20 protein-coding genes are annotated in these 16,135 nt (G+C 73.3%); 12 read left to right on the top strand and 8 right to left on the bottom strand.

Features of this window, described 5'->3' with window-relative positions; all coding sequences use genetic code 11:
- The first annotated feature begins 75 nt into the window (after positions 1 to 75).
- Both ACN28A_RS30515 and ACN28A_RS30510 read left to right on the top strand, forming a co-directional pair.
- Positions 76 to 1,059, top strand: coding sequence for a serine hydrolase domain-containing protein (locus ACN28A_RS30515; RefSeq protein WP_421401057.1), 984 nt, complete (start codon positions 76 to 78; stop codon positions 1,057 to 1,059).
- A 161-nt stretch (positions 1,060 to 1,220) separates the two neighbouring features.
- On the top strand, positions 1,221 to 1,757 hold the full coding sequence (locus tag ACN28A_RS30510) for a hypothetical protein (protein WP_421401054.1): 537 nt from the start codon (positions 1,221 to 1,223) through the stop codon (positions 1,755 to 1,757).
- 13 nt (positions 1,758 to 1,770) lie between these two features.
- Here the strand turns inward: ACN28A_RS30510 and ACN28A_RS30505 are convergent, their stop codons facing one another.
- Positions 1,771 to 2,073: a metal-sensitive transcriptional regulator gene (locus ACN28A_RS30505; RefSeq protein WP_101365859.1), complete on the bottom strand. Its 303-nt coding sequence runs from the start codon at positions 2,071 to 2,073 to the stop codon at positions 1,771 to 1,773.
- Positions 2,074 to 2,199: 126 nt separating this feature from the next.
- Between ACN28A_RS30505 and ACN28A_RS30500 the strand changes: the two genes are divergently transcribed.
- From ACN28A_RS30500 to ACN28A_RS30490, 3 genes are all read left to right on the top strand, one after another.
- A complete protein-coding gene (locus ACN28A_RS30500) occupies positions 2,200 to 2,409 on the top strand; it encodes a heavy-metal-associated domain-containing protein (RefSeq protein WP_421401050.1) in 210 nt (69 codons plus the stop codon).
- A 34-nt stretch (positions 2,410 to 2,443) separates the two neighbouring features.
- Positions 2,444 to 3,439 (top strand): hypothetical protein, encoded by a 996-nt coding sequence (locus ACN28A_RS30495; RefSeq protein ID WP_421401048.1) that lies wholly within the window; start codon positions 2,444 to 2,446, stop codon positions 3,437 to 3,439.
- A 76-nt stretch (positions 3,440 to 3,515) separates the two neighbouring features.
- Entirely contained in the window at positions 3,516 to 5,822 is a 2,307-nt protein-coding gene (locus tag ACN28A_RS30490; protein WP_421401045.1) for a heavy metal translocating P-type ATPase, read from the top strand.
- Between the two features lie 2 nt (positions 5,823 to 5,824).
- On the opposite strand, the gene ACN28A_RS30485 is transcribed toward ACN28A_RS30490, so the two are convergent.
- Complete coding sequence (locus tag ACN28A_RS30485) at positions 5,825 to 6,946, bottom strand: geranylgeranyl reductase family protein (RefSeq protein ID WP_421401043.1); 1,122 nt, start codon at positions 6,944 to 6,946, stop codon at positions 5,825 to 5,827.
- A gap of 157 nt (positions 6,947 to 7,103) precedes the next feature.
- On the opposite strand from ACN28A_RS30485, the gene ACN28A_RS30480 reads away from it, so the two are divergent.
- Together ACN28A_RS30480 and ACN28A_RS30475 are read left to right on the top strand one after the other, a co-directional pair.
- Complete coding sequence (locus tag ACN28A_RS30480; protein ID WP_421401041.1) at positions 7,104 to 7,340, top strand: hypothetical protein; 237 nt, start codon at positions 7,104 to 7,106, stop codon at positions 7,338 to 7,340.
- A gap of 259 nt (positions 7,341 to 7,599) precedes the next feature.
- A complete protein-coding gene (locus tag ACN28A_RS30475; protein ID WP_421401039.1) occupies positions 7,600 to 9,153 on the top strand; it encodes an MFS transporter in 1,554 nt (517 codons plus the stop codon).
- A 106-nt stretch (positions 9,154 to 9,259) separates the two neighbouring features.
- Here the strand turns inward: ACN28A_RS30475 and ACN28A_RS30470 are convergent, their stop codons facing one another.
- On the bottom strand, positions 9,260 to 9,856 hold the full coding sequence (locus ACN28A_RS30470; protein WP_421401036.1) for an MBL fold metallo-hydrolase: 597 nt from the start codon (positions 9,854 to 9,856) through the stop codon (positions 9,260 to 9,262).
- Between the two features lie 147 nt (positions 9,857 to 10,003).
- Between ACN28A_RS30470 and ACN28A_RS30465 the strand changes: the two genes are divergently transcribed.
- The 4 genes from ACN28A_RS30465 to ACN28A_RS30450 all read left to right on the top strand — a co-directional run bounded on the left by ACN28A_RS30465 (position 10,004) and on the right by ACN28A_RS30450 (position 12,625).
- Positions 10,004 to 10,192: a hypothetical protein gene (locus ACN28A_RS30465; RefSeq protein ID WP_421401034.1), complete on the top strand. Its 189-nt coding sequence runs from the start codon at positions 10,004 to 10,006 to the stop codon at positions 10,190 to 10,192.
- Between the two features lie 144 nt (positions 10,193 to 10,336).
- Positions 10,337 to 10,831, top strand: coding sequence for an Asp23/Gls24 family envelope stress response protein (locus ACN28A_RS30460; RefSeq protein WP_421401032.1), 495 nt, complete (start codon positions 10,337 to 10,339; stop codon positions 10,829 to 10,831).
- Positions 10,828 to 11,448, top strand: coding sequence for a hypothetical protein (locus ACN28A_RS30455; RefSeq protein ID WP_421401030.1), 621 nt, complete (start codon positions 10,828 to 10,830; stop codon positions 11,446 to 11,448). Before ACN28A_RS30460 ends, ACN28A_RS30455 begins: the two co-directional genes overlap by 4 nt.
- 1 nt (position 11,449) lies before the next feature.
- Positions 11,450 to 12,625, top strand: coding sequence for a DUF6286 domain-containing protein (locus tag ACN28A_RS30450; RefSeq protein ID WP_421401029.1), 1,176 nt, complete (start codon positions 11,450 to 11,452; stop codon positions 12,623 to 12,625).
- Between the two features lie 38 nt (positions 12,626 to 12,663).
- On the opposite strand, the gene ACN28A_RS30445 is transcribed toward ACN28A_RS30450, so the two are convergent.
- Together ACN28A_RS30445 and ACN28A_RS30440 are read right to left on the bottom strand one after the other, a co-directional pair.
- Positions 12,664 to 12,849: a hypothetical protein gene (locus ACN28A_RS30445; protein ID WP_421401027.1), complete on the bottom strand. Its 186-nt coding sequence runs from the start codon at positions 12,847 to 12,849 to the stop codon at positions 12,664 to 12,666.
- Complete coding sequence (locus ACN28A_RS30440; protein WP_421401024.1) at positions 12,837 to 13,004, bottom strand: MarR family transcriptional regulator; 168 nt, start codon at positions 13,002 to 13,004, stop codon at positions 12,837 to 12,839. Before ACN28A_RS30440 ends, ACN28A_RS30445 begins: the two co-directional genes overlap by 13 nt.
- Here ACN28A_RS30440 and ACN28A_RS30435 point away from each other — a divergent pair.
- Positions 12,999 to 13,355, top strand: coding sequence for a cupin domain-containing protein (locus tag ACN28A_RS30435; protein WP_421401022.1), 357 nt, complete (start codon positions 12,999 to 13,001; stop codon positions 13,353 to 13,355). The genes ACN28A_RS30440 and ACN28A_RS30435 overlap by 6 nt on opposite strands.
- Before the next feature lie 32 nt (positions 13,356 to 13,387).
- Here the strand turns inward: ACN28A_RS30435 and ACN28A_RS30430 are convergent, their stop codons facing one another.
- The 3 genes from ACN28A_RS30430 to ACN28A_RS30420 form a co-directional block, all read right to left on the bottom strand.
- Positions 13,388 to 13,807 (bottom strand): hypothetical protein, encoded by a 420-nt coding sequence (locus ACN28A_RS30430; protein ID WP_421401020.1) that lies wholly within the window; start codon positions 13,805 to 13,807, stop codon positions 13,388 to 13,390.
- Complete coding sequence (locus ACN28A_RS30425; protein ID WP_421401017.1) at positions 13,807 to 14,883, bottom strand: trypsin-like serine peptidase; 1,077 nt, start codon at positions 14,881 to 14,883, stop codon at positions 13,807 to 13,809. Before ACN28A_RS30425 ends, ACN28A_RS30430 begins: the two co-directional genes overlap by 1 nt.
- 232 nt (positions 14,884 to 15,115) lie before the next feature.
- Complete coding sequence (locus ACN28A_RS30420) at positions 15,116 to 15,913, bottom strand: SAM-dependent methyltransferase (protein ID WP_421401015.1); 798 nt, start codon at positions 15,911 to 15,913, stop codon at positions 15,116 to 15,118.
- Between the last annotated feature and the right edge of the window lie 222 nt (positions 15,914 to 16,135).

Genomic DNA, 16,135 nt, shown 5'->3' with positions numbered 1-16,135 from the left:
GGCCCGGCCGGCGGCCCGACCCGGCGCTGGACGGGATGTGCGATCCTCTCCGGAGTCCCTAGCGAGGAGGCCCCCTTGACGGACCTGCGCGACCGGCTGACCGAGACCCTCCGGGCCGGACAGCTCGACGGCCTGCACGCGGCGGTCGCGGTCCGGGCCGGCGAGACCCTGCTGGAGTACTACGGCAGCGGCGAGGACAGCAGTTGGCACATCCGCCTCGGTGTCGTCGAGTTCGGACCGCACACCCTGCACGATCTCCGGTCGGTCACCAAGAGCGTGACCGCCCTGCTGTACGGCATCGCGCTGCACGACGGCCTGGTCCCGGAGCCCTCGGCGCCGCTGCTGCGACACTTCCCGGCGTACTCCGACCTGGCGGCCGACCCGGCTCGGGCCCGGCTGACCGTCGAGCACGCGCTGACGATGTCGCTCGGGCTGGAATGGCGGGAGGACCTGCCGTACGACAACCCGGCGAACGCCGAGATCGCGATGGAACTCGCCCCGGACCGGTACCGGTACGTCCTGGAGCGGCCCGTCGTGGAGCCGCCCGGTGTCCGCTGGAGCTACTGCGGTGGCGCGACGACGCTGCTCGCCGGGTTGATCGCGGACGGGACCGGCAGGCCGCTGGCCGAGTACGCCCGGTCGGTGCTGTTCAAACCGCTGGAAATCGACAACCTGGCGTGGATGTGCGGATCGGACGGGGTGGCGTCAGCGGCCTCCGGGCTGCGGCTCACGTCCCGGGACCTGGCCAGGATCGGCGAGCTGGTGCTCGGTGCCGGGTCGTGGCGTGGCCGGCGGATCGTCCCCGCCGAGTGGATCGACGTCATGCTCCGCCCCCGCCTGTCGACCAGCTGGGGCAGCCGGTACGGCTACCACTGGTACGTCGAGAAAGTCGCCGAACGGCGGACGGTGGCCGCGATGGGCAACGGCGGCCAGCGCCTGTACGTCCTGCCGGACCTGGATCTCGTCGTGGCCGTCACGGCCGGCGGCTACAACGACCCGGAACAGTGGCGGACACCGTTGGCGGTGCTGGAGCGGGTCGTCCTGCCCGCGATGGCCTGACCGCCAACCCGCCGGCCACCGAGACACCGGCACTCACGCCGGCCACCGAGACACCGACACCCACACGCCGGCCAGCGACACCGACACATCACCGCCGGCGTTCCGGGCGGCGGCGGGCGGCCGGCACCGGTTCCGGGGTCTTCGGGCGGTACGGTCGGAGCGTGGACCAGGCCGAGGAGGGCGCCCGGATCGGCGCCGCGCTGTCCGGCTGGCTGGGCCGGTTGACCTTCACCGACCAGACGGATGACGAGGTCACCGTGCTGCTGATCGACTCGGTGGCGGCCTGGGCGAAGGCGCAGGGCTGGCGGGTGTACCGGCGGGCCGCCAGTGTGATGCCGCTGCCGCCGCCGTACGAGCACCGGCATTCCATAGTGGATGTCGGATGCGCACGGCCGGACGGCGCGCCGGTGGTGGTCGAGGTCGACCACTCCGACCGGCGGCGTTCCGTGGACAAGCTCCGGCTGGAGGCGGCGGCCGGCCGGATCGCGCTCTGGCTGCGCTGGGGAGAGCGCAGGTTCGACCCGCCGCCGGCCCCGATCACGATGGTGCCGTTCCGGGTCACCTCGCGGCCGGATGCACCGCAGGGCTCCGGGCGACGGTACTCGCGACTGCCGGCGACCGACCGGCCACCGCCGGCCCACCTGGCCGGGGAGGTGGAACTCGGCGAGCAGGTCGACCTCTTCCCGGACCCGAGGTAGGGGCCGATCGGGGTCAGCCCCGCTTCATCAGACGGCCGACGGCAGCCATCATCTCGGTGGCCATCTCGTCGGCCCGTCCCTCGGCGGCGCCCTCGTGCATGCAGTGCCGGGCGTGCCCGTCGAGCAGGCCGAGCGCGACCTTGTCCAGGGCGGCCTGGATGGCGGAGATCTGGGTCAGCACGTCGATGCAGTAGCGGTCGTCCTCGACCATCCGCTCGATCCCCCGGACCTGCCCCTCCACCCGGCGCAGCCGCGCGAGCAGCTGGTCCTTGCTGGCGGTGTAGCCGCGGGTCGGAGTCTCCGCCGGTGTCGTCATGCCGGCAAGCATAGCTAACCCCCCAGGGGTATGCTACGGTCCTGGTGTACCGATACCCCAAGGGGTAACGTGGCCGTTGCATACCCCCCTAGGGTATAGGGTGGGAATCGGGAAGGGAGCACTGTGATGATCACCGAGAGCTACCAGGTCAGGGGAATGACCTGCGGCCACTGCGTCAGCGCGGTAAGCACCGAGGTCGGCGCGATCCCGGGCGTGACCGAGGTGAGCGTCGACCTGGCCGCCGGTGCCGTCACGGTCACCAGCGACGCCCCGGTCGACCCGGAGCAGCTCCGCGCCGCCGTCGACGAGGCCGGTTACGAACTCGTCCGTCCCTGACCACCGGAAGCCGCGGAGGAGACGAGACAGCACGATGAACACCGCGACCAGACTGAGCACCTTCGCGCTCGGGCTCGCGACGCTGTTCGGCGCGGCGTACGGGGTCGGTCAGCTCGCCGGCCCGGTACGCACCGCCGACTCCGCCAGCTCGACCGGCGCCGCCCACTCGACCGGGCACGACGCCGGCGGCGCAGCGACCGACACGCCCCGGCTGCCGGGTGGTCTGCTCGTTTCCGACCGGGGCTACACCCTGACCGGCGTACCGGCTCCGGCCGGGGAGTTCGCGTTCCGGATCGTCGGCCCGGACGGGCAGCCGGTGACCCGCTTCGACGTGGCACACGACAAGCGGATGCACCTGATCGTGGCCCGGCGGGACCTGTCCGGCTTCCGGCACGTGCACCCGGAGATGGCCGCCGACGGCACCTGGCGGGTCGCCTCGCCGCTGAGTGGTCCCGGGAGCTGGCGGGCGTTCGCCGACTTCACGCCCAGCGGTGCGGCGGCGCTCACCCTCGGGCTCGACGTCGCGGTGCCCGGCGACTTCCGGCCCCGAGCCCTGCCGGCGCCCGCCCCGACCGCCGAGGTCGACGACTACCAGGTGAGCCTCGACGGCACCCTGACCCCGGGCCGGACCAGCGAACTGACCCTGACCGTCAACCGGAACGGGCAACCCGTCACCGACCTCTCCCCCTACCTCGGCGCGTACGGGCACCTGGTCGCGCTCCGGGCGGGAGACCTGGCGTACCTGCACGTGCATCCGGACGGCGAGCCCGGCGACGGGCGGACCCCCGCCGGTCCGGAGATCACCTTCTACGCCGACGTCCCCTCGGCCGGCACCTACCGGCTCTATCTCGACTTCCAGCACGGCGGAACGGTGCGCACCGCCGAGTTCACCCTGACCGCCGGCCCGCCCACCGGGCCCACGCCGGCCGGTACGCCGGACGGCGGCGCGACACCCCATCGACCGGCACCGACGGCCACCGCCGGTGCGGAGCCGCCGGGGCACGGCGAGCCCGGCCACGGACACGACTGACCCGGGCAGGCAAACAACTGGCGCAGGCACGCAAACAACTGACGCAGCTACGGCACCACCGACGCGGGAGGCAGCAATGGCACCGGCCGCCGGGCGACCACCGATGGCGCCCAACCGGATCGAACTGAAGATCGGCGGGATGACCTGCGCCTCCTGCGCCAGCCGGATCGAGAAGAAGCTCAACCGGCTGGCCGGGGTCACCGCGACGGTCAACTACGCCACCGAGAAGGCGACGGTCGACTTCGACGACTCCCTGACCCCGGACGAACTCGTCGCCACGGTGCAGAGGACCGGCTACACCGCGGAACTGCCACCGCCGCCCCGCCCGGCCGGCGAACCCGGAACGGAGGCGGTGCCGCCGGTCGACGAGCTGCGCGCGCTGCGAGCCCGGCTGCTGGTGTCGCTGGTGCTGACCGTACCGGTGATCGTGCTGGCGATGGTGCCGGCCTGGCAGTTCGACTACTGGCAGTGGCTCTCGCTCACCCTCGCCGCCCCGGTCGTCGCCTACGGCGGGCTGCCGTTCCACCGGGCCGCCTGGATCAACCTGCGGCACGGTGCCGCCACCATGGACACCCTGATCTCGCTCGGTACCCTGGCCGCGCTCGGCTGGTCGGTCTGGGCGCTCTTCCTCGGCACCGCCGGTACCCCCGGGATGACCCACCCGTTCAGCCTCGACATCGGGCGCAGCGACGGCGCCGGCAACATCTACCTGGAGACGGCGGCCGGGGTCACCCTCTTCATCCTCGCCGGCCGCTACTTCGAGGTCCGGTCCAAGCGCCGGGCCGGTGCCGCGCTGCGGGCACTGCTCGAACTCGGCGCGAAAGAGGTGACGGTGCTGCGCGACGGCACCGAGGTGCGGATCGCCGTCGACCAGCTCGCCGTCGGTGACCGCTTCGTGGTCCGGCCCGGCGAGAAGATCGCCACCGACGGGGTGGTCGAGGACGGCTCCTCCGCGGTCGACGCGAGCATGCTCACCGGCGAGTCGGTGCCGGTGGAGGTCGGCCCCGGCGAGCAGGTGGTCGGAGCGACCGTGAACGCCGGCGGCCGGCTCGTCGTCCGGGCCACCCGGATCGGCGCCGAGACCCAGCTCGCCCAGATGGCGACGCTTGTCGAGCGGGCACAGACCGGCAAGGCGCAGGTGCAGCGGCTGGCGGACCGGATCTCCGGCGTCTTCGTGCCGGTCGTGATCGCCCTCGCCGTCGCCACCCTCGGCTTCTGGCTCGGCTCCGGCGACGGTGTGACCGCGGCCTTCACCGCCGCCGTCGCCGTCCTGATCATCGCCTGCCCCTGCGCGCTGGGGCTCGCCACCCCGACGGCGCTGCTGGTCGGCACCGGCCGGGGCGCCCAGCTCGGCATCCTGATCAAGGGTCCGGAGGTGCTGGAGTCGACCCGCCGGGTCGGGACGGTGGTGCTGGACAAGACCGGCACCGTCACCACCGGCCGGATGACGCTCACCGAGATCCTCCCGGCCGACGGGCAGGACGCCGACGAACTGCTGCGGCTGGCCGGCGCCCTGGAGAACGCCAGCGAACATCCGATCGCCCGGGCGATCGCCAGCGCCGCCGCCGGGCGGACCGGGCCGCATCCCGAGGTCGCCGGCTTCGCCAACGTCGAGGGACTCGGCGTGACCGGAGCGGTCGACGGCCGGGCGGTCACGGTGGGCCGGGCCCGGCTGCTGGCCGAGCGTGGCCTCGAGCCGGCCGGCGGGCTCGACGTGGCGGTCGCGCAGGCCGAGGCCGCCGGCCGGACGGTGGTGCTGGCCGGCTGGGAGGGCCGGGTCCGGGGGGCGTTGGTGGTGGCCGACGGGGTCAAGCCGACCAGCCGCGAGGCGGTCGCCGGGCTGCGCCGGCTCGGCCTCACCCCGGTGCTGCTCACCGGGGACAACGGGGCGGTCGCCCGGTCCGTCGCCGCCGAGGTCGGCATCGACGAGGTGATCGCCGAGGTACTGCCGGCCGACAAGCTCGACGTGGTCAAGCGGCTCCAGGCCGAGGGCCGGGTGGTGGCCATGGTCGGCGACGGCGTCAACGACGCCGCCGCGCTCGCCCAGGCGGATCTCGGACTGGCCATGGGCACGGGTACGGACGTCGCCATCGAGGCCGCCGACCTGACCCTGGTACGCGGTGACCTGACCGCCGCCGTCGACGCGATCCGGCTCTCCCGGGCGACGCTCCGGGTGATCAGGGGCAACCTGTTCTGGGCGTTCGCCTACAACGTCGCCGCGCTGCCGCTGGCCGCGATCGGGATGCTCAACCCGATGATCGCGGGAGCGGCGATGGCCTTCTCCTCGGTCTTCGTGGTCGGCAACTCGCTGCGGCTGCGCCGGTTCACGGCGTACCGGGAGGCGCCGCCGGGCAGCCCTTCGGGGACCGTCCTCGACGGCTGACGTTACGGCGTCCGGCCCAGCAGGGCGAGTGCCGCGCGTACCCGGCGGCGTTCCAGGACGCGGTCGAAACTGGTCTCGCCCCGGCAGAAGGCGGTGAACATCCGCCAGCCGGGCGGAGTGGCGAGGGCGGAGTGGAAGATCCCGGGATGCCGGGAGAACGCGGCGAGGATCCGGTGTCCGGCCCGCATCGGTGGGACGAGTTGGTCGTGCACCGCCCGGACGTACCCGTCGAGGTCGCCGCCGGCCGCCGCCGTACCGGCCAGCGCACCGGAGCGCAACGCGAAGCTGATCCCCTCCCGGGTCCACGGCTCCAGCAGGCCGGCCGCGTCCCCGGCGACCAGCACCCGCCCCCGGCGCAGCGGGGAGTCGTCGGCGCGGCACCGGGTCAGGTGCCCGGAGTCGTGTGCCGGTTCCAGACCGGACAGGCCGAGCCGCTCGACGAAGCGCCGCAGGTAGCGCCGGGTCCGCTCCCCCTCGCCCCGGCCGGCGATCACCCCGACGGTGAGCCGGTCGCCCTTCGGGAAGACCCAGGCGTACGACCCGGGCAGCGGGCCCCAGTCCAGCAGCAACCGGCCGCGCCAGCGTTCCTGCACCGGGACCGGTACCGGGATCTCCAGTTCCAGCCCGAGGTCGACCTGTGCGTACTCCACCCCGACCTGCCGGGCGGTCACCCCGGCGGAGCCGTCGGCGCCGACCGCCACCCGGGCACGCAGTTCGGTGCCGTCGGCGAGCCGGACGCGTACGGCGTCGGGGTCCTGCTCGATGCCGCGCACCGCGACCCGCTCCCGGATCTCGACGCCGGCGGACACGGCGGCGCCGCGCAGCCGGTCGTCGAACTCCTCCCGGCGCACCATGGTGAGCAACTGCCCCGAGCGGTGCCGGCGGGTGAACTCGCGCCGGCCGTCGGCGGTGAAGGTCACCCGGTCCACCCGGTCGTCGGCGGGCACCTCGATCCGGGTGGCGGCGACCGCCAGCGAGGTGCCGATCAGCCCGCCGCCGCAGGTCTTGTAACGCGGGTGTGCGGACTTCTCCAGCACGACCGTGCGCGCTCCGGCCCGCGCGGCGGTGAACGCGGCGGAGAGTCCGGCCGGCCCGGCCCCGATCACGGCCACGTCCCAGATCACGGGTAGCAGCCTAGGCGACGGACCGGGCCGGACCGGAAAGGGACACCGGTCGACGATCGGCGGCGGAGCCCGGTGCCCGGACGCATCAACGCGGTTGCTGTGGGTAATCGCGACCTCGCGAACTGTCCGCGCGCTGTGCGCGGGCGAGGAGGTCACCATGCAACAGCTGAATCTCACCGAGATCGAGCAGCGGGTCTACCAGGCGGTCACCACCCTGGAGGCCCGGGGACAGGTGCCGTTTCCGGAGGCCATCGCCGACGAGGTCGGGTTGCCGGCGGACCAGTTGGTGACGCCGCTGCACGTGCTCGGCGAGAAGAACCTGCTGCACCGCGAGGACTCCCCGCTGGAAGGTCTGGACTTCGGTCCCCGCTGGTGCTCGCAGCAGCTCGCCTGAACCCCTGACGCCGGCCACTACGGGCGGCAGTCGCTCCGCGTGACGGCTCCTGCGAGCGGCAGTCGCTCCGCGTGACGGCTCCTGTGAGCGGCAGTCGCTCCGCGTGACGGCTCCTGTGAGCGGCAGTCGCTCCGTGCGACGGCGGCACGGCGTGGCCGCCGGTAGGTCGTTGACCAGGCGTTCGGGCATTTTGCGCTAGTCTGTCCCCCGGCGGTCATCGTTCGCGGCGACCCGGAGGCGGCACAGTCAGCGAGGCTCGATGAGCGCGGCACACGGCGGTCCACCGGATCGTGGCGGACCACCCGGACAGACCGGCCGGAGCCGACCTGCCGAGCCGGAGCCGGACCCGCTGGCCGGGTTGGACGAGCGGACCGCCGCCCGGCGACGCCGACAGGCCCTGACCGTCGGCCTGGTCGCCGCGTTCATGACGCTGCTGGACGTCAGCATCGTCAACGTCGCGATCCCCTCGATCGAGCAGGCGGTACGCGCCGACCCGAGCGATCTGCAGTGGATCCTCTCCGGATACGCGCTCACCTTCGGTCTGCTGCTCGTGCCGGCCGGGCGGTTCGGCGACGTCCGGGGCCGGCGCAACGTCTTCATCCTCGGCCTCGCGCTGTTCACCCTGACCAGCGCCGCGGCGGGGCTGGCCGAGTCGGCGACCTGGCTGATCGCTGCCCGACTGTTGCAGGGCGCGGCGGCCGGACTGGTGAACCCGCAGGTGATCGGGCTCATCCAGCAGCTCTACCGGGGTGCGGCCCGGAGCCGACCGTTCGGGCTGCTCGGTGCCACCATCGGGATCTCCACCGGCATCGGCCCGCTGCTGGGCGGCGCGCTCATCGAACTCGGCGGCCAGCACCTCGGCTGGCGGCTGGTCTTCTTCGTCAACGTGCCGGTCGGCATCGCGGCGATCGTCTTCGCCTGGCGACTGCTGCCGACCGGCGGCGGGCGACGGAGCGGACAGCGCAGCCTCGACCCGTGCGGCGTACTGCTGCTCGGGCTCGGTGTGCTCCTGCTCCTGCTCCCGCTGGTGCAACGGCAGCAGTGGCAGGGGCCGCTCAAGTGGTTGCTGATCCCGGCCGGCCTGCTGGTGCTGCTCGGCTTCGTACGCTGGGAACTGCGGTACCGACGCCGCCGGGAACCGCTGTTCGACCTGGCCCTGTTCCGGCTCCGGTCGTACTCGCTCGGCACCCTGATCGGGCTGCTCTACTTCGGTGGCTTCGTGGCGATCTTCTTCCTGTTCACCCTCTACCTACAGAACGGCCTGCGCTACACCGCCCTGCAGGCCGGCCTGGCGATCACGCCGTTCGCGGCCGGCTCGGCGGTCACCGCGGCCCTCGGCGGCCGGATCGTGGACCGGTTCGGCCGGCCACTGGTCGCGGTCGGCCTGGCCACCGTCGCGCTCGGGCTCGGCGGCGTGATCCTGGCCCTGCACTTCGTGCCGGGGCGCGGCGCGCCACTGGCGACCGCCCTGCCGCTGCTGCTCGCCGGCCTGGGCAGCGGACTGGTGATCACCCCCAACCAGAACCTCGCGCTCTCCGAGGTGCCGGTCGCCCAGGCCGGCAGCGCGGCGGGCATGTTGCAGACCGCCCAGCGGATCGGTGCCGCCACCGGAATCGCCGGGGTCGGGGCGATCTTCTTCAGCACCCTGGCGGCGACCCGGGACGGCTGGTCGCGGGCGTTCCGGGACGCCCTGCTGGCGACCATCGGGTTCGTGCTGGTCGCCCTGGTCGCGGCGATCGTGGACAGCTGGACCGAGCGCCCCGGCACCCCGGCCGGAGCCGGCCGCACCGACGCCGCCGGCAGGACCGGCTGACCCGCCGCCGGCTCCCGGTACCGGCCGGTCGTGGCGGGGACGGCGGTACCCGACAACCGTGGCGGGACGGCGGTACCCGCCGGGGGGCGTGCCGGGGGCGGCTGCGTCAGGCCGTCTCGCCCGGGGTGAGCCAGCGGTAGCAGCCGCCGGTCTCCTCGGCGAGCCACCCGTGCACGCTCGACAGTCCCCTGTCGTTGACCTGAGCGTCGTGGATGCCGTACGCCCGCTCGGGTGCGAGGGCCCGGACGAAGTCGATCGCCTCGGCGGTCTTCAGCCAGGCCCCCTGCACCGGCACCAGCAGGGTCCGCACCGGCACGTCGGGCCGGTGCACCGAGTCGCCGGGGTGGTAGACCTCCCCCTCCACCAGGTATCCCAGGTTCGGGCAGTCGGGCTGGCCGCCGTAGATGGTGGCGTGCCGGCCGCCGAAGGCGCGTACCCGCAGGCCGGCGGCGGTGAACTCCTCCCCCGGTGCGACCGGGTGCACGTCGAGGTCGGGGATCCGCGCCCCGGCCGGTGCGTAGACGGGGACGCCGAGACCGGCCAGCCGCAGTACGTCGACGTGGTCGGTGTGCTCGTGTGTCACCAGGACCGCGTCGGCGCCGCGCAGCGCGGCCGGTTCGCTCCAGACGCCGGGGTCGACGACCAGGACCCGGCCGTCGTGTTCGAGCCGTACGCAGGCGTGGGTGTACTTGGTGAGCCGCACCGCGCCACGGTACCCGGCACGCCGGCCGCGACGATCAACCCACCGGAAGTGACGCAGATCACACATGTCGTACGCCCGCCGGGGTTCGACTTCTCCCCCAGCGTGTAAGCCACTCCCGACCTGCCGCACCGAGCCGGGGAGGAACCCATGTCACGCCAACAGTTCGGTTTCATCGCCGGTTTCCTCATCGCGGCGGTCTGGGCCGTCGCCGGCTTCGGAGCGGCAGCGGGTGCGGTACTCGCCGGACTGGTCGGCTGGCTCGCGGCACGGGTGATCGACGGCGAACTCGACGTCGCCGGCCTGGCCGAGCGGGCAGGCGCATCCCGACGGCGTTGACGGGCGCGTCTCGGCGGGCCTGGCGGGCACCTCTCGGCGGGCCTGGCGGGCGCTTCTCGACGGTATTGAGCGGCGCATCCGACGGGCGTTGAGCGGTGGCGGCGCGGTGTACCGGACCAACCGGCAAGTAGATGGGGGTAGGCGATGACTGAGAGCAGTAGCAGTACCGCGACCAGGGGCGACAACCGGCAGAAGACCGGGATGCCCGGTCCGCTGTCGACGCCGGACGGCGGGCCGGCCCGGGCCGAGTTGACCACCGAGTCCGGTAAGACCCGCATCGCGGACGGCGTGGTGGCCAAGATTGCCGGTTTCGCGGCCCGGGAGATCCCCGGTGTGCACTCGATGGGCAGCGGCCTGGCCCGGCGGGTCGGGCAGCTCCGGAACATCGTCCCGGGCGTCAGCGAGACCGCCGAGCAGGGTGTCTCGGTGCAGGTCGGCGAACGCGAGACGGCGATCGACCTGGACATCGTCACCTTCTACGGCCAGAGCATCGTCGACGTCTCCGGCGCGGTACGCCGCAACGTCATGGACCGGGTGCGGGCGATGACCGGCCTCGACGTCGTCGCGGTGAACATCAACGTCGACGACGTCTACGTCGAGGGCGACCAGGACGGCGACGACCGCCAGCGGACACGATGAGCAGCCGGGCCACCAGCGGCGGCAGCGGCCGCGACGGCCGGGTCGCCACCGAGCCCGGCCGCACGGACCCGTCCACCGCGCAGACCGGCGCCCGGGCCGGCAGAGGGTCCGGGCAGGCCCCGAACAGCCGGGCGAACCGCTCCGCCGCGCAGACCGGCGCCCGGGTCACCGGAGAGTCCGGACGGGCCACGAACAGCCGCGACACCGGGAACCGCGGTACCTCGCCACGCACCGGACGGGCGAGACCGGAGTCCGACCGGGCGCGACCGGAGACCGACCGGGCGAGTGTCCGAACTGCTCAGGAGGCCGGTCCGGGCGAGATTGCCGGCCGGCTCCGGGACGTCGTACTCGCCGTACCGGGCGTGACCCGGCTGACCCCTGGCGTCGGTGTGGAGGTGGCCACCCTGTTCCCCGGCGGCAAGATCGTCGGCATCCGGCTCGGCGACCCGGTCGAGGTGCACGTCCAGGTCGATCCGGTACCGATCCCCCCGCTGGCCGAACAGATCCGGGTCGCGGTCCGGGACGTACTCGCCGATCTGGGTCGGCAGTCGTCGGTGGAGGTGGTCGTCGACGACATCGACCTGCCGGTCCCGGTCGAGCCGGCCGGAAGGAGCTGACGTGCGCCTGGTGAACCGGCTCGGCACACTCCTGCTCGGCTGCGCACTGCTGGCCGGCGGGCTGCTGCTGATCATGGAAGTCCTCACGGTGGCACTCGGCCGTGAGTCGTTGCTGATCGACCGGACCGCCTGGTACGACACGCTGACCAGTACCCGGTTGGCGGATCCCTGGACGCGGACCGGGATCGTCGCCGCCGGGGTGCTCGGGCTGCTGATCCTGATCGGACAGTTGGTTCGCTGGAAGCCCGACCGGCTGCCCACCCGGCTCGCCGACGGCTGGCACCTGCAACGGCGGTCGGTGGAACGGCAGCTGGCGGCGGTCTCGACCGCCGTGACCGGGGTCGACTCGGCGAGTGCCCGGGTCCGCCGCAGGGGTGTCGGCTGGTGGGTCCAGGTCCGGGCGGCCGGGGACGCCGACATCGCCCCGGCGGTGGAGTCGGCGATCCGGCGCGAACTGGAACGGCTCGGCGCTTCGCGGGACGACCATGTCGGCGTGCGGATGTCCGCCCGGCCGGTCCGTCAACTGCCCGCGCTGCCCGGCTGGCGGACCGGTGCGACGGGCTGGGAGGCCGGTCTGAGCGACGGCGCGATCCGGGTGCTCTGGACGGTGCTCGGCATCGTGCTCACCGCGATCGGAGTCGTCGGGCTGATCGCCAGTCTCGGCGCCCTGGCCGGCGTCGACAACGGGGCGCCGTTGCTCTGGTCGGGCCTGCTGCGCACCTGGCGCGGGCTCGACCCGTGGGGGCTGGTCATCCTCGGCGTAGTCGGGCTGTTCCTGGCCTGGCTGGGATCGAACCTGCTCGGCCGGGTCCTTCAGCTGCGCCGGCATCCGGCGCAGGGCGACCTCGACCTGCGGGCCTTCGCCGGGCAGGCCACGGCGGACGGCACGACATCGCCCGGCACCACCAGGGTGCAGGGCAGCAGGCTGGCCCGCGGCCTCGAACGGGACCTCACCCGGGACCCGCAGGTGCGTCGGGCCTCGGTAACCCTGGTCGGCACGGCACCCCAGCCTGACCTGCGGATCCAGCTGCGGCTCAACCCCCGGGCCGGCCTCGCCGCCGTCCGGGACCACGTGTCGGCGGCGGTCGACCGGTTCCGGACGACGTCCGGCCTGGCGCCGCGTCGGCTGGACGTGACCGCGCGGATCGACGCCGCCGAGCCCGTCCAGGTGCGCTGAACGCCGAGCACCGAGTCAGGGTGTCGCTGGCCGGGCGGCTACCAGAGGGGACGCAACGGCGGCGGCGAGTCGCCGGCCAGCTGCCGGACCAGCCGACCCAGCCCGGTGCGCAGCTCGGCCAGGCGGTCGGCGCCGATCCCGGCGGCCAGCTCCGCCTCCAGGGCGTGCAGCACCCGACCGGCGACCTCGAGGTGTTCCTCGGCGCGTCCGGTCAGTACGACCAACCGGCGCCGGGATGCGGCTCGCGACGCAGGTAACCGCGCCGCTCCAGGTCGTCGACGATCTGACCGGCGGCCTGCTTGGTCACGCCGAGCCGATCCGCCAGCTCGGTGCCGGTGGCTCCGCCGCCGCGCAGCGCCTGGAACACCAGCCCGTGCACCGGGCGCAGGTCCGGGTAGCCGCCGCCGTGATGTCCGGGCTCGCCGCACCCGGCCAGGGCAGTGCCGAGCTGGCCACCTGGCGGGTCCGGATGGCACCGGACACCGCCGGGCCGGCCCACGCCGTCGACCGGGAACAGGTCTGGATGCCGGTGGCCGGGTCGTTCGCCGTCACGGTGGACGGCCAGACCCGGGTGGTCGGCGTGGGCCAGGCGGCGATCCTGCCCGCCGGTCTGGTCCGGCAGGTCCGGACCGGCGGCGAACCCGCCGAGGCGCTGGTCTGCATGCCGGCCGGCGGCACCGCCACCGTCCCGGACAGCCCGGAACCCCGGGAACTGCCCTGGGCCCGCTGAGCGGGAACTCGACAGCATCCCGGCGGCGCCGGTCAGCCGGCCGGGACCACCGGGACAGGTCGGGGCGGTCGGGTGGCGAGGTCGACCACCCGGGCGGTACCGACCGGGGCGTCGAGCGGCACGGTCGTGCTCTCCACCCGTGCCGAGTTCGGCACCGCCTCCGTCGGGCCGGGGGCGCGTTCCCGGACCCAGACGAGCAGGCCCAACTGCTCCCCGTCGCGCCGCTGCTCGATCCGGTCGATGCCGTCGGCCAGCGCCGACATCCCGACCCGTAGCCGCAGCTCCCGGTCGGCCGGCCGGGGACCCTGCTCCAGGGCGAGACTCAGCGCCGGAACCAACCGGGGCGTGGCCGGCCCGCCGCCGCCCGGGTCGGCACCGGCACACGCCGCCGGTGTCGCCACCACGGTCGAGAGCACGACCATGGCGGCGACCCGGCGGCGTACTGAGCGCATCAGCTCAGGTTACGCACCGCAGCGTAGAGGTTCGACACCCCGTCACCGAAGTACGGCCCGTAGATCTGGGTCAGGTCGTTGCCGATGTGGTAGCTGTTGATGCTGATCGTGTAGCCCGAGTCGCCGTTGAAGTCGGCCAGCCAGGCGCCGCCACTGCCGCCGCCCTGGATGGTGCAGGCCAGCTTCAGGTCGTCGGGACGCGACGTCGGGCCGTCACAGGTGATCAGGTCCTCGCCGTCGTACGGGGAGTTCAGCGGGAACCCGAAGTGCCACACCGACGGGGTGGCCGGCCCGTTGATCCGGATGCCCTGGCTGCCGGTGACGTCGGCCAGCCGGCGGCCCGCGTTCAGGTGCATCACCGCCACCCCGACGTCGTACGCCCGGTCGCCGTTGTTCATCCAGCCGTTGAGCGACCAGAGCTCCCGGGCGACCCAGGTGCCGAGCGGACGGTCACCGTAGTAGTAGTCCGGGATGAAGGTCCAGTTGGTGTTCTGCCAGCCGCCGCCCGGACCGCCGTGCACGCAGTGCCCGGCGGTGAAGACGGTGTTGCGGGCCTCGGTGCTGACCACCACGCCCGAACAGTGCCAGAGCCCTCCGTTGTGCTGGTAGAGCACCTTGCCGTTGGTCAACGACACGAAGTCGTGCCGCCACGGCCAGGAGGTACCGGTGGCACCCGCCATGACGGACACGTCGCCGCGGGCGGCCTTGGCCGAGCCGGCGCCGGACTTCCCCGCCAGGCCCGTCGCGGCGACGCGCGGCGGCAGTCCGGCCACGACGGTCTCGCCGAGTACCGAACTCTGCGCGGTCTTGCGGAGCTCGGCGAGCGAGACGCCGTTGTCGGCCGGCCTGGCCGCGGCGATCCGCTCCTTCGTCCAGAACCGGGCGAGGGCGACCTCCGGAGTACTGCCCAGTGCGGCGGCCTCCGGGCTGAGCGTGACCTTGGCCGAGCTGACCCCGGTCGGGTCGGCGGCCGGTGCGGCCGAGGCGCCCGCCACGGTCACCGTCGACGAGAAGAGCGTGACGGCCAGCATGACGATCGTCGCGGCGGTGGTCCGAAGAGATGGTCGAAGTCGCATGGATGTCCCATCTGATGCGAGGCAATTCAGGACCGGCTCTCGAGTGCCGCACCGAAGATATCGAAGTACGTTCATATTGTTCTGTCGCCTGGACGGCAGTGTCGGAAAACCCCCCGGCACGGGCTGCCGGAGGGTGGTCCGATTTCGGGGCAGGCGGGGACTCGGGGACAATCCGCAACCGCACCGATCCGCGGACAGCCGCTGCTCGACCGGGCCGCGCCGGCCGCCCGCATCAGGGCTTGCGGGCCACGCCGCCGTAGGCGTCGACGTGCTCGGCGTCGGCGTCGTCCGGGCGCCACCTGGTGATCGGCACCAGGCCGGGCTCGACCATGGCCAGGCCGGCGAAACAGCTCGCCAGCTGTTCCGGGCTGCGCAGGACGTAGGGGACTCCGCCGCTCTCCACCAGCTTGTCGGCGCCGTCGACCACCGCCGGGCTGGTGTCGCTGCCGTCCCAGAGCACCAGGTGACTGCCGGGGGCGAGCGGCTCGAGCATCCGGCCCACGATGGAGCGTACGACGTCCAGGTCCGGCTCGTAGCCGAGCACGCCCATGAACATCACCGCGACCGGCTTCCGGAAGTCGAGCGCCTCCGCCGCCTCGTCGAGAATCTTTCCGGGGTCGTGGTAGTCGGCGTGCACGTAGGTGGTCAGCCCCTCGGAGGTGGTGCTGGCCAGCAGGGCGCGGGCGTGCACAAGCACCATCGGGTCGTTGTCGACGTAGACGATCCGGGACTCCGGCGCGACCCGCTGGGCGACCTCGTGGGTGTTCTGCATGGTCGGCAGCCCGGTGCCGACGTCGAGGAACTGCCGGATGCCCGCCTCGGCGGCGAGATGGCGCACCACCCGGATCAGGAACCGCCGGGACTGCCGGGCCATCACGACGATCTCCGGGTAGACCTCCGCGACGGCGGCCCCGGCGGCCCGGTCGGCCTGGAAGTTGTCCTTGCCGCCCATCCAGTAGTTCCAGATCCGCGCCGCGTGCGGCACCTCGAACTGCAACCGCGAGGCGAGTTCGGGATCCAGGTCGGCCATACCAGGCTCCAATGTGAGGGGACCGTTCGGATGTGGGACCGGTGCGGCAACGAGATCGGATCGTACTCGCGGAACGTTCGCGAATCTTTCTCGCCCCCCGCTCCGGCGGACCGACCACCGGGAGCGGCGGGCGGTTCCGGGCGAGGGTTACCTCGGTCGCGGCAATCCGCCGCCGAACCGGCCGGGATGACCGCAGTCTCGACGGTACGTAGCCGGCACCGC

It is taken from the genome of Plantactinospora sp. WMMB782 (assembly GCF_049179135.1).
In the GTDB taxonomy this organism is placed as follows: domain Bacteria; phylum Actinomycetota; class Actinomycetes; order Mycobacteriales; family Micromonosporaceae; genus Plantactinospora.
Note: the sequence above shows the minus strand (reverse complement) of the source record. Positions and strands in the feature narration are given on the sequence as shown.